Genomic DNA, 12223 nt, shown 5'->3' with positions numbered 1-12223 from the left:
ATAGAGAGCAAGCCACTAAAGGCGGGAGCTGCAGATGCGAAAATTAAATATCCTTTCCGCAAGGCCGGGAGACAAATTGGCTAGCCCTATCTTGCAGGAAAACGGAAATATACTGCTCGGAGCCGGCGTGGAGCTTAATGAACGGTTCATCAAGCGCCTTAAATCGCTCGGAATCGATATGCTGTATCTCGATGATCCCATGACGGAGGATATCGAACCGACGTCGGCTATTCGCGACGATACGTGTAAGCTTGCCACAGCTGCGGTATTCAAAACGATGAATACTCTAATGGAACAGCCGGCCGCTAAGGGCAGAGCCATTGCTCCCGAGATGGGAAGAACTTTCCGGCATGTTTTCGGTGATATCATGCAGGACCTAATCGCCAGGGAAGACGTTCTGGTAAGCCTGACCAACATTCAAGTTGCCGACGGTTATTTGTTCCAGCATTCGGTAAATGTGGCTATATTGGCCGGTATTATGGGACTTGCCAAAGGGTATAACCGGACTCAGATGGAAGAACTGGGAATGGGTGCGCTGCTGTTCGATATTGGTATGACGCGATTGCCCAAAGAGCTGATAAATAAAATATCGCCACTTACCGCTGCAGAACGGGCCACGATGGAGAAGCATACGGAGGAAGGATTCAATATTCTCAGGGCTCAGCATGATATATCTCTTCTGTCCGCGCACTGCGCCTTGCAGCATCATGAGCGGTATGACGGCTCTGGATATCCGCGAAAGCTGAGTAAGGATGCCATTCATGAATATGCGCAAATCATCTCGCTGGCCGATGTATACGACGCACTAACTTCACCCCGTCCCCATAGACGACGATACACGCCGACAGAAGCGATCGAATATTTGTTTGCGGCAGGAAACACATTTTTTGATCTCGAGCTGATCCGGACATTTTGCAAGCATATATCGATCTACCCGGTTGCAACGACAGTACTTCTCAGCTCAGGCCAGATTGCCGTCGTGGCACTGAACAATCCGCTTGCGCTTCATCGGCCAAAGGTAAGGGTGCTTCGTGAAGCTGACGGAAGTCCGCCGCCAGCCCCGTACGAGATTGATCTCAAGGACCAGAACTGCCTGATGATTATTAAAGAAATGTAGGTAAACTCCACAACTGCATACATCGACAATAGCAAACTTGCTGAAAGGCAAGGACGCAAAGCTAAAGGGTCTAAGGTTCAATTTTGAACGAATGATAGCCTGGCTGCCGAAATGACCCGCCCATTCTGGGTGACAAAAGCGGCTCCGTGGAAGCAGCTTTTTTTATTTTAAAAAACAGCTTTACGAAGCTGCGTTTTGCCCACGCAAAACCCCAAGTGTATGCTTACGAAGCTGCGTTTTGCCACGCAAAACGCTTAGGAGGTCCCGAAGTGATACTGAATGCGCGGAATAAGCAGAGATACGGGGTAGAGAAGGCCACCTTCACCGAGAAGGCGCTTATACTCAGTCGGACGGTCGTCGAGAAAGACGGCTATGTTTCAACCGGGGTTCTGTCTCATATCGAAGGTGAAATGATGGAGATCGAGATGACGGAGTTCAAGTCGTTCGATCTGGGTAACCCAGTCGACTTGACAATCTATTCACCGGTAGGTATTCACCGGCTGCAATCGACTGTCATCGGCAGGGCTGAAGGCTCCATCGCCGTTCTTTTTCCGTCGCGGGCACTTGTCGGGCTCGAAGAGAAACGCGAAGCACCTCGCTTGGAGATCGGGCATAACGGAACGTTGAAGCGAACCATTTCTGAAACAAGAGAGCTTAAAGACGGGCCGGAGACGTTTGAATTTACCGAATCGATCAGTTTATATGCAAGAAATATCAGCTGCTCCGGTATCGGATTTATCGTTTCCGAAGGACCGAAAATACTTGTCAGCGAAGTCGTCGAGGCAACAATAATGCTCGGCTCGGAATTTCATTGCTCGCTCGAAATCATGCGCAGCGAATTCGACGGGGGGCAATCGTTTTATGGAGCCCGCTTCTGCGAACTGGACGCTCACCGGCAGCGGGCGCTGAGAGCGTTTATACTGCGTGAACAGGTAGCCTCCTACTATCGCAGGAAAGAGGAGAAACCAGGGAAAGAGCGCAGTTAGCATTTCAACCGATTTTCGAAATGCTTCGGAATGATTCGATTAATATACAGGCGCCCGAAGGTCATCGTACCCGGGCGCCTGTCTCTGTTTAATCTTTGGTTATCGATTCACGTTTCCTTATGATACAATCGGTAATAAGAAGGTAGAATCTGGGATATTTCACATCGCCGTAGAAGGGGATATCAGATGCCGGCAATAGTTGTGGCTATCGCTTCATTGTTATTCGCGTTCATGCTTGCCCATTCGGCTTACAGATACGGTATGTTTTTTGATGTGAATTTCTATAAGTGGGAATGGGTCATGATGTCAGTTGCGGTTGGATGGGCGGTTGCCGCAGAGACGGCAGGACGCATCCGGATTCGGCGGCAGACGAAAAGCCCGACTCTTGGATTATCGCCAGGCAGTTCAGCGCGTGCTTCCGTTCTCCCAGGCTGGTCATCCGTTCCGGCAGAAGCCTACGGCCCGGTCGCTATTTCGCTGCTTTACGGGTTATCTTTGTTGAATGAGCCCGCTTCCGTGCTGGGCACTATCGAACAAGCAATAAGATGGTCGGCATATGCCGCCTTCCTTATGACCGGGTATATGTGGTTCGGATCCGGACGCCATCCCTTCTTATTGGGGGCGGCGCTGCAGGCGGCAGGCCTTTTCGTTATCGGAGGAGCCTTGGCGGGGTGGATGGGGTGGATTTCGTTTCCAGAAATGATCATGTTCACGGGTGATAATCAATTATCCTCCGTCGGCGCCCGGCTTGCCGGATTTATGCAATATCCGAACCTGCTCGGGACGGTCGCTGGAGCTTATTTGATTTGGCAGTGGCTGCTGCTTGCCCGTGCCGGATCGCGTGCTGCGTTTATATCCGCGGCGGTGCTGGTCATACCGGCCGCGCTTACGCTTCTGCTGACGGAGTCGCGGGGCGCTTGGCTCTCGGCTGCGGCCGGCTGGCTTGCCGGTTTGCTGCTGGTTACGCGGCCTGAGCGGGTCAAGTGGCTTATCTATTCAGCCTGGACAGTGATAGGCGCAGGTGCGGCTTACCGTTTCGCCTTGGAGGCGGGGCTGCGGAGCGGAGGGGCTGCGGGTGCGGCGGGTATGTCAGCAACGGTTCTGCTGCTGGCCGTTCTGTTAACAGGTGCCGCAGGATTTGCCGTTATTCGGGCGGCTGTCTCCCGCCGGTCCGGACGACGGCTTGAAATTGCCGCATGGGGAGGCTGGTCCGGCGCGATCGCGGCCTTGGCGCTGATCCTTCCGTCTGTTATCCACGGGCGGCTCAGCGGTCATTTTCAAACAGCGGGCGCCAGGTCGATGTTCTACCGGGATGCATGGCTGTTATTTAGGGAGGCGCCGCTGCTGGGACGGGGAGGCGATACGTGGCGGATGCTGTTTACAAGAATCCAAACATATCCGTATATCGGAAACGAGGTACACAGCGGTTATTTGGACATGCTGCTGAATCTCGGACTTATCGGCTTGATCGTTTTCATTATCGGTCTTGGACTCCTTCTTCGCCGGGTATGGATGCGCGACCGGACAGGCGTTGTTCCAATCGGCCTGCTGCTGATTCATGCGGCAGTCGATTTCGACATGTCCTTCGGTTATTATTGGCTGCTGCTGTTCAGCTGGATTATTTATTACTCCGCCGGTCCGCTTCCCGGCGGCGATCAAGTAGCGGTGAAGCCGCTTTGGCGAACCGGGGGCAATAGGGCGTATACGGCCCAAATCGCCGTTGCATTGACGGCCGTCGCCCTATTCACCGCTGCCGCTGCCTATGGCTGGCGGTTTGACCGTGCGGTGCAGCACCGGGCGGAGGCCGTCGCGCTCACCGGCGAAGCGCAGGCGGCTTCGCTGCGCTCTGCGCTCAGTGCGAATCCGTATTGGAGCCGGATTCGCATCGAGCTCGCCCAGCTGGCGCCGCCGCAGGAGAGAGCGGCGCTGCTGGCCGCCGGACTGCGCTACGAGCCGCAGTCCGTGCCGCTCTTGCGGGCGCTCGGCCGCAGCTATGCCGAGCGGGGCGACGCCGGGCAGGCCGCGGCATACCTGCGCCTGGCGCTGCGTTACGATCATTACGACCGCGACAATCAGACCACCGCGATCGTAACGATGAATGAGCTCGCCCAAAATATGCGAGCTGCCGAAAGACCGGCTGACGCCCGCTACGCCGCCGAGACGGCGCTGGCGTTCTTCGCTGCTTTTCAATCGCAAGGCGAAGCGGCGAAACGGGGCGGACGCGATTTCGACGTCACGCCGGAATCCAAAGCGGCAGCTGCCGCAAGCCGCCGGCTCCTTAATGAGCTCGCTCCCGCCTAGTGGCAGTGAACCATGTTGGTGCCGGGAAAGTAGAGAAGTCATGTACCAACGGCGCCTGCAGGATTTGGAGAAGAAGGGGATTAAGTAAGGCATCCAATCTCAATGAACCAATCGGGACGGCCTGAATCTTCAGTCGGCCCCGGGTGGAACGGTTAAACTCCGAAGCGGTCCATGGGGTTTTCCCCTTTAAGGATTGACCACGGACAAATAGGCACATATTATATGAGGTTTGTCCATGCCATTAAAGACGCCGCTGCATAAGCTGTATGATAGCCGCTCCATCTGTTCGCAAGCAGCGATGGCAGCAACCTTTGCGCTTATGCGGTTCCTACCGAGCATATCCCTCATACACGAAAACAGCAGCACGGCTCCCCGATGGAGCAGTGCTGCTGTTAATTGTTTGATACCGGAAATCCGTCATATGTCTGCTTCTGATCACCCGGAAAGGCAATTTTATTATGCCCGCTTATGCCCCGAAAGCGTCCCGAAAGGCGCTCCGAAGCTTATTTGGCTCGACTTCCCACAGTTCGGCTATTTCCCCGCTAACGTTCTCGTCCCACCAATCGGCGAGGAGCTTGCGGTTGCTGCCGTTCTCATGGATCCAGGGCAAATTTAGCGCTACTTTCTCGAAATACAGCTTTTCCGCTTGAGCCATCCGCTCTTTGGGAACCCAAATACCGAGCCGCTTGACAGTGCGGTACAGCTCGTTTTCGCAGGCGCGTCTGATTTTCCGGGCGGTTGGGTAGCCCGTTTGATGTTTTGGGGGTGAAGGTTTCATCGTAAACGACTCCTCTCACCCCTATATATGCGCCCGGACTGTGTCCGGTCACTGCAGTGCTTCTATTGAACGACGATATAGCCGACCATAGGCCCGCCCTGGTCCATTGTGGTGTGTGTGAGACAGACGATCGGGTAAGTGCCTTTCGTTTCGGCCGAGAAGCGGACGGATGTCGTTTTGCCTTTGGTTACCTCGCCCTTGACCCCGAGCCCCTCAATTACGAATGGATGCGACGCCCCGTTTATTCCGGTTATCCGCAGCTCCACCTGCTCGCCTGCATTTACGATAAGCGTTCCCGGATCCCATCGGTAAACCTCGATTTCTTTGCCGTCCGCCGTCTTCGATTGAAACTCGCCGGTGACGAGATGGAAAACACGCTCCTGGGGCGGAATGGCCATCGCCGTTCTGGTCTGGTTCCATTTTAGGCAGGCGGCTGCAATAAACAGCACAAGAATGAGGATGGCAAACAAGCGGATTTGCTTTTTGCTGACTACAAAGATTTTGGCCATATGGAACATTCACCTTCTTTTCTCGTATGATTACAGCTAGTCTATGCCTGGGCTTGTCAGCGCATGACTCATATTGGAGGCCTGTCTGGAAGTATGCTAGAATACCGATAGAGAGATATTTTTGACATAAAAAAATATTGGGATGATGGGAGACGGAGAATGAGCTGGATTCATGATCTGATTAACAATCTGCTGCAGTGGGTGGAAAGCTTAGGGTATTTTGGTATCTTTATCGGACTTGCGATTGAAGTCATTCCAAGCGAAATCGTACTCGGTTTCGGCGGTTATCTGGTGCATCAGGGCGAAATCACCTTTCTTGGCGCAGTCGTGTTCGGCACGCTCGGCGCGGTGGCGCAGCAGTGGATTTTGTATGCGATCGGCCGTTATGGCGGTCGGCCATTCTTTGAGAAATACGGCAAATACATAAAGATTAAACCTAAGCATCTGGATATTGCCGATCGCTGGTTTAAACAGTACGGCGCCGGGATCGTCTTTACAGCCCGATTCGTACCGGTTATGAGGCAGGTTATTTCAATACCCGCAGGTATCGCGAAAATGCCGTTCGGCCTTTTTACGCTGCTGACTGCGCTGGCTTCGATTCCGTGGTCGATTCTGTTCGTTTATTTAGGCTGGAAGCTTGGCGACCAATGGGAGACGATCGATGAGAAGGCGGCGCCTTATGTACAGCCGGCCATATTGGCCGCATTGGCAATTCTGATCATTTATGTTGTTATCAAAGTGCTCAGAAAACGCGGCAAAACCGTTTAACGTGCTGTCGAATAGTTTGTGGAGCGGAAGCGGCGTTTGGTACAATCAGATTTATAACGGAACTGTGGAAAATAATTTCAGGAGGCTTATCATATGAGCAAAAGCGTAGCAGGCAAGTTGAACAAAGGGATCAGCCCGCAGAAGTTTATCGATTCGATGGAGAAGAATAAAGAAGCCTTCCTGGGTTGGGGAAACCGTTTTGAATGGGCAAGCGACGACGACCGGGAGTTCTTCGAGTCGATGAACAACCGCGACGATCTGCGCTGTCTTATTCTAATGGCCGATTGGTGCGGCGATGTTGTGCGCAATGTGCCGGTCGTATTCAAGACACTCGAAATAACGGGAATTCCAACCGAGGTGCTCGTTATGGAGCAGCATCTCGACACGATGGATGAATTTCTGACGATGGGCGGACGGGCGATTCCGATCGTTATTTTCGCCGATACCGGCGGTCATGTGCTCGGGCAATGGGGACCTCGTCCGGCGCATGTGCAGGAAGCGATGACCGCCTTCAAGCTGGCTAATCCCGACCGCGAAGCGGCGGATTACCAGGAGAAGCTCGGTCTTGCCCGGCAGGAAATGGGCAGGCGCTACGGCGAAGGGACAGAGTACCAGCAAACAATCGTACAAGAGCTGCGCAAGCTGCTCTCATCGTTCTAAGATGCTGAATATTGAAACTTTCACTCTTGGTCCCCTGCAAACGAATGCGTACCTCATTACAGACGAAACGGGTAAACGCGGCTTTGTGATCGATCCCGGAATGCAGCCGAAGCGGCTGCTGGAACGTATTCGTGGTCTCGAAATTGAAGCAATCGTGCTGACGCACGCGCACTTTGACCATATGGGCGGCGTAGACGAACTGCGCAAAGCGGCCGGATGCCCGGTTTATATCCATGATCTGGAGGCGGACTGGCTGACCGACGCGAAGAAGAACGGTTCCGCGAGATGGTCGGATGTGACGCCCCCGCTTACAACGGGTCCGGCTGAATTTGCGCTATCGGAAGGACAGAAGCTCGAACTGATCGGCCATACGTTCCGGGTAATGCACACGCCCGGTCATTCTCCAGGCAGCATCAGCTTGCTGTGCGGCGAGCATCTGATCAGCGGCGATGTACTGTTTCGAATGTCCGTCGGACGAACGGACCTTCCTGGCGGCCGTGAGCGGGATTTATACGATTCCATTCGCGGCAAGCTGTACAAGGTGGATCCGAATGTGCGCGTCTACCCGGGTCATGGACCCCAGACGACAATAGGTTTTGAAATGGCGAACAACCCTTACGTACCGGCATAGGCTGTACGTAGGGGTTATATCCCGTTTATGGATGGAGGAAGCTTGAATTGGCTGAAACAACGAAGCAGCGTTTAAAGGAAGAAGATACAGAAGCCGGATCCGGGGGCAAAATCGAGCTAACGCCCGAGGAGCAAGCGGCAGAACAGGAGAGGATCACAAAGCGGATATCCGCTGAGCTGGGATTGCCTGTCACGAAGGTGAAATCAGCGGTAGGGTTGCTGGACGAAGGCAATACGATTCCCTTTATCGCACGTTACCGTAAGGAAATGACCGGCGAATTGGACGAGAACGAGCTCAGGTCGATCGAGGAGAAGCTGCAGTATATGCGAAACCTCGAGAACCGCAAACGCGAGGTTATCAGACTTATCGGCGAGCAGGGCAAGCTGACGGAGGAACTCCGCCAATCCATTATAGCGTCCATCAAGCTCCAGGAAGTTGAGGATCTGTACAGGCCCTACCGGCAAAAGCGGAAGACGCGCGCAAGTGTGGCGAAGGAACGGGGCCTCGAACCGCTCGCCAATTGGCTGCTCTCTCAGCCTCGTCTGGGCGAGCCTCTGCGCGAAGCGGTGCGCTATGTCGATGCGGGTAAAGGCGTCGCGACTGCGGAGGAAGCACTTCAGGGGGCGATGGATATTATCGCCGAGCAGCTCGCCGACGACGCGAAGATCCGCGCATGGGTACGCAGGTATACGTTCGATAATGGCGTGATGCGTACGGAGGCGAAGGATGCTTCGCAGGAAACGGTTTATGAGATGTATTATGCCTATCAGGAGCCTGTCAAGCGGCTTCCGCCTCATCGTACGCTTGCGATCAACCGCGGCGAGCGGGAAGACGTGCTGCGAGTGTCTCTTGATATCGCCTCTGAGCGGATACGCGACTATATGGACCGACAGACTATTCGCGGCGGCACGGCGCCCGCCATCCGTGAGATGCTGCTGCAGACGATAGAGGATGCTTATAAGCGGCTTATCGCGCCTTCCATTGAGCGTGAAGTGCGCGGCGAGCTGACCGAAAAGGCTGAGGAGCATGCGATCCAAATTTTCTCGGCGAACTTGCGCAACCTGCTGCTGCAGCCGCCGGTGCGCGGAAACGTTGTACTCGGGGTCGATCCGGCCTTTCGTACAGGCTGCAAGCTCGCAGTCATCGATGAGACCGGCAAGCTTCTTGAGGTGGCGGTGTCGTATCCGACGCCGCCTAACAACAAAGTAGCCGAAGCGGAGAAGCTGATCGGCGGCCTGATCGACAAATACAAGGTCGAGCTGATTGTCATAGGCAATGGCACCGCTTCACGCGAGACCGAGCAGTTTATCGCGGACCTGATCGCCAAACGGAAGAGTGCCGGGTCCGATAAGGCTCGTGAGCTGAAATATATAATAGTCAACGAAGCGGGAGCGAGCGTCTATTCCGCTTCCAAGCTGGCTCAGGAGGAATTCCCGTCGCTGGATGTTGCTGAGCGCAGCGCCGTCTCGATAGCAAGACGCCTTCAGGACCCGCTCGCGGAGCTTGTGAAGATCGAGCCCAAAGCGATCGGCGTAGGCCAATACCAGCATGATGTCAGCCAGAAGAGGCTGGAAGAAACGCTGGGGGGAGTCGTGGAATCGGCGGTTAACCACGTCGGCGTAGACGTGAACACCGCCTCTCCATCACTGTTGTCCTATGTGGCGGGCATCAATGCTACCACGGCGAGGAACATTGTCAAATACCGCGAGGAGAAAGGCAAATTCAACGACCGGAAAACGCTGCAAAGCGTTCCGAGGCTCGGCGCCAAAACCTACGAGCAGTGCATCGGTTTTATCCGTGTGCCTGAGAGTCCGAACCTGCTTGACCGCACTCCGATACACCCGGAATCGTACGGCGTCGTCGACAAGCTTTGCAAGGAGCTAGGATTGAAGCTCGAACAGCTTGGCACAGACACGTTCAAAGCCTCTCTTGCGGCTTTGGACACCGGTGAGGTCGCCGCGAAGCTCGGCGTCGGCATTCCGACGCTGCGCGATATTGTCGACAGCCTGCTGCGTCCCGGGAGGGATCCGCGGGAGGAGCTGCCGGCCCCGATTTTTCACACCGATGTTCTGAGCATCGAGGATTTGCAGCCGGGTATGGAGCTGCACGGCACCGTGCGCAATGTGATCGATTTCGGGGCATTCGTCGACATCGGAATCAAGAACGACGGCCTCGTCCATATTTCCCAGCTCAGCAATAAATTCGTGAAGCATCCGATGGACGTCGTATCGGTCGGCGATACGGTGACGGTCTGGGTATTGAACGTCGACCTGAAAAAAGGCCGCGTCGGCTTAACGATGCGCAAGCCTGATTAATAGTATCCGGGAAGCGATAAACAAGCTGGATTTTTCTGCGGCAAAGCTTCAAGGAATGCTTTCTGATTTGCCTTCCAAAAGCTTCCCGCTTGTCGGGCAAAATAAAGAAAGGGTGTTATCTACAAGCAGCCACTTACGCGAAGTCACTGCTCAAAGGTAACACCCTTATCCTTTATGGGCATTCGAGACAAAAGGCTTTTCCTTCAAAACCTGTCGTCGGTTGCAAGCTCGTTTGCCGAGTCGTCATCCGGCCGTTGTTTCGTACGGTAGAAATACCAGCAATCGTTCAGCAGACGAATTTGCCGGCGGTCCTTCTTCATGAAAGCACGCATTAATTGATTGCACAGCCATTGCGGCACACTCTTCGCCCTCCTTCCAGCCGTCACTCGTTGTAGTAACTAGCATATGGGGATGGGCGATTGTCCGTGCAGGTCCATCCTGGCTCCGGACTGATTTTTAAGCCATTTTACATATCCGCTTCTTCTTCGTACCACTGTTCAAGCTGAGCCTGCAGCGCGCGAATTTCAGTGAGCAGCGAGATAAGCGGATACGATTTCTCCTCAATCGACGAGAAATCGCGTTCCAGTTGGTTTAAATAATCAAGACCCGTATGAACGGCAGCAGATTTATCGTGCAGCTCGAGATCGGCGCACTCCGCCACGGCATAAGGCAGCGCCGGCACGTTGGCTGCGGTTAGCTTGTCAATTTCTTTGTGCAGGCGCAAATTGAGCGCGCTCAGCTGGTATGCATGCGATTCGGGCATTTCTACGAAAGAAACGTCTTGCCCGTTATTCATTATTATATAGCGCATCAATGTCATCTTGTATGCTCTCCCCTCGAATCCAGCAGGTGAATACTACTTGACAGTGTAGCGTATTCGTCCTTTAAAATTCAAGTATTAATGTGTAATAATTTGAAGGAGAACAGAAGATGCAGGATCATATACTTCAGGCATGGGTGGAACGGGTCTCGCTTCATTATTTTCAGCTCCCGTTCCGTCATAAAGCGACATTCAACAGGCGCCTCACTTCGACAGGCGGCCGGTATTTCACGAAAACCCACAACATTGAAATCAGCCCCCACCAGCTGGAGAACTACGGCGTGGAGGAGACCGAGAAAATCATAAAGCATGAGCTGTGTCATTATCATTTGCATTTATTGAAGCGGGGATACAGACATCGGGACGCGGATTTCAAAAATCTGCTCGCGAAAGTCGGCGGAACGCGTTTTTGCAAATCGCTGCCGGGACGGGAAAACAGGAAGGTCGAGCCGCACAGGTACAAGCTTGTTTGCCGAAGCTGCGGCACGGAATATTTCCGCAAGAGGAAGGTCGATCCTCGCCGGTTCGCCTGCGGAAAGTGCCGCGGAAACTTGAACATTTTTATGCTTGACTTCAAAATTGAATCATGATACATTATTTCTTGTCACTAAAATACATTCCCTGATAGCTCAGTTGGTAGAGCACTCGACTGTTAATCGAGTTGTCACAGGTTCGAGTCCTGTTCGGGGAGCCATTTCTTTTGGAGAGATACCCAAGTGGCTCAAGGGGACCCTCTGCTAAGGGGTTAGACTGCGCAAGTGGTGCGAGGGTTCGAATCCCTCTCTCTCCGCCATAATGTTTAGACAAGCATGGGCCGGTAAGCAGGTCCTTTTTGTTTGCCTCAATCGATGTTTGCTGAGCTTACAGTTCGGGTAAAACTCGACAGGAAACAAAAAAATGCTTGCAGCGAACGTCGAAATTCGTTATACTAATTCTTGTCGTCTGAAAGAGTCGACACTGAGCACAACATCGTGGCCCGTTGGTCAAGGGGTTAAGACACCTCCCTTTCACGGAGGTAACAGGGGTTCGAATCCCCTACGGGTCACCACTTTGAGCCATTAGCTCAGTTGGTAGAGCACCTGACTTTTAATCAGGGTGTCGAAGGTTCGAGTCCTTCATGGCTCACCATTTTTAAACTGATATGTCAATTGCATATCACTCCGCGGTCGTGGTGGAACGGCAGACACACCATCTTGAGGGGGTGGCGCCCATTGGGTGTGCGGGTTCAAATCCCGCCGACCGCACCAACCTTACCTACAACAAATCCTTGATAATCAAGGGTTTTTTTATTTATATGACACGAATAAGGCGAGTAAAGGCGGGACAACAAGTCCACGC

At 53.6% G+C, this 12223-nt stretch carries 12 protein-coding genes, 5 tRNA genes and 1 riboswitch; of the genes, 13 read left to right on the top strand and 4 right to left on the bottom strand.

What is annotated here, in order from left to right:
* Positions 1–34: 34 nt before the first annotated feature.
* From KZ483_RS22655 to KZ483_RS22645, 3 genes are all read left to right on the top strand, one after another.
* Positions 35–1117 carry an HD-GYP domain-containing protein gene (locus KZ483_RS22655; protein WP_220349780.1) on the top strand — a complete coding sequence of 361 codons (1083 nt, stop codon included), beginning with the start codon at positions 35–37 and terminating at the stop codon, positions 1115–1117.
* Positions 1118–1137: 20 nt separating this feature from the next.
* A riboswitch (cyclic di-GMP riboswitch) is annotated at positions 1138–1228 on the top strand.
* 158 nt (positions 1229–1386) lie between these two features.
* The gene (locus KZ483_RS22650) at positions 1387–2103 is read left to right on the top strand and encodes a PilZ domain-containing protein (protein ID WP_220349779.1); all 717 of its coding nucleotides are present in this window, start codon (positions 1387–1389) and stop codon (positions 2101–2103) included.
* A gap of 186 nt (positions 2104–2289) precedes the next feature.
* Positions 2290–4404, top strand: coding sequence for an O-antigen ligase family protein (locus KZ483_RS22645; protein WP_220349777.1), 2115 nt, complete (start codon positions 2290–2292; stop codon positions 4402–4404).
* A 466-nt stretch (positions 4405–4870) separates the two neighbouring features.
* On the opposite strand, the gene KZ483_RS22640 is transcribed toward KZ483_RS22645, so the two are convergent.
* Both KZ483_RS22640 and KZ483_RS22635 read right to left on the bottom strand, forming a co-directional pair.
* Positions 4871–5182 carry a dehydrogenase gene (locus KZ483_RS22640; RefSeq protein WP_220349774.1) on the bottom strand — a complete coding sequence of 104 codons (312 nt, stop codon included), beginning with the start codon at positions 5180–5182 and terminating at the stop codon, positions 4871–4873.
* Positions 5183–5244: 62 nt separating this feature from the next.
* Positions 5245–5691, bottom strand: coding sequence for a cupredoxin domain-containing protein (locus tag KZ483_RS22635; RefSeq protein WP_220349773.1), 447 nt, complete (start codon positions 5689–5691; stop codon positions 5245–5247).
* Between the two features lie 159 nt (positions 5692–5850).
* Here KZ483_RS22635 and KZ483_RS22630 point away from each other — a divergent pair, with 159 nt between their 5' ends.
* From KZ483_RS22630 to KZ483_RS22615, 4 genes are all read left to right on the top strand, one after another.
* Positions 5851–6459, top strand: a complete 609-nt coding sequence (locus tag KZ483_RS22630; RefSeq protein ID WP_220349772.1) for an undecaprenyl phosphate transporter UptA — start codon at positions 5851–5853, stop codon at positions 6457–6459.
* A gap of 93 nt (positions 6460–6552) precedes the next feature.
* Positions 6553–7119 (top strand): thioredoxin family protein, encoded by a 567-nt coding sequence (locus KZ483_RS22625; protein WP_220349770.1) that lies wholly within the window; start codon positions 6553–6555, stop codon positions 7117–7119.
* 1 nt (position 7120) lies between these two features.
* Positions 7121–7750, top strand: a complete 630-nt coding sequence (locus KZ483_RS22620) for an MBL fold metallo-hydrolase (protein ID WP_220349768.1) — start codon at positions 7121–7123, stop codon at positions 7748–7750.
* A 110-nt stretch (positions 7751–7860) separates the two neighbouring features.
* A complete protein-coding gene (locus tag KZ483_RS22615; RefSeq protein WP_258881771.1) occupies positions 7861–10065 on the top strand; it encodes a Tex family protein in 2205 nt (734 codons plus the stop codon).
* 203 nt (positions 10066–10268) lie between these two features.
* Here KZ483_RS22615 and cmpA read toward each other — a convergent pair whose 3' ends face one another.
* Both cmpA and KZ483_RS22605 read right to left on the bottom strand, forming a co-directional pair.
* Positions 10269–10424: a cortex morphogenetic protein CmpA gene (cmpA, locus tag KZ483_RS22610; protein WP_220349765.1), complete on the bottom strand. Its 156-nt coding sequence runs from the start codon at positions 10422–10424 to the stop codon at positions 10269–10271.
* Positions 10425–10531: 107 nt separating this feature from the next.
* A complete protein-coding gene (locus KZ483_RS22605) occupies positions 10532–10885 on the bottom strand; it encodes a hydrolase/acyltransferase (protein WP_220349762.1) in 354 nt (117 codons plus the stop codon).
* Positions 10886–10995: 110 nt separating this feature from the next.
* Between KZ483_RS22605 and KZ483_RS22600 the strand changes: the two genes are divergently transcribed.
* From KZ483_RS22600 to KZ483_RS22575, 6 genes are all read left to right on the top strand, one after another.
* On the top strand, positions 10996–11475 hold the full coding sequence (locus KZ483_RS22600) for a SprT family protein (protein ID WP_220349761.1): 480 nt from the start codon (positions 10996–10998) through the stop codon (positions 11473–11475).
* Between the two features lie 28 nt (positions 11476–11503).
* A tRNA-Asn gene (locus KZ483_RS22595) sits at positions 11504–11579 on the top strand.
* An 8-nt stretch (positions 11580–11587) separates the two neighbouring features.
* A tRNA-Ser gene (locus tag KZ483_RS22590) sits at positions 11588–11678 on the top strand.
* A 180-nt stretch (positions 11679–11858) separates the two neighbouring features.
* Positions 11859–11933: transfer RNA gene (locus tag KZ483_RS22585), tRNA-Glu, on the top strand.
* A 4-nt stretch (positions 11934–11937) separates the two neighbouring features.
* Positions 11938–12013, top strand: a tRNA-Lys gene (locus KZ483_RS22580).
* 34 nt (positions 12014–12047) lie between these two features.
* Positions 12048–12132, top strand: a tRNA-Leu gene (locus KZ483_RS22575).
* Positions 12133–12223 lie beyond the last annotated feature (91 nt).

The organism is Paenibacillus sp. sptzw28 (genome assembly GCF_019550795.1).
Lineage (GTDB): Bacteria > Bacillota > Bacilli > Paenibacillales > Paenibacillaceae > Paenibacillus_Z.
Note: the sequence above shows the minus strand (reverse complement) of the source record. Positions and strands in the feature narration are given on the sequence as shown.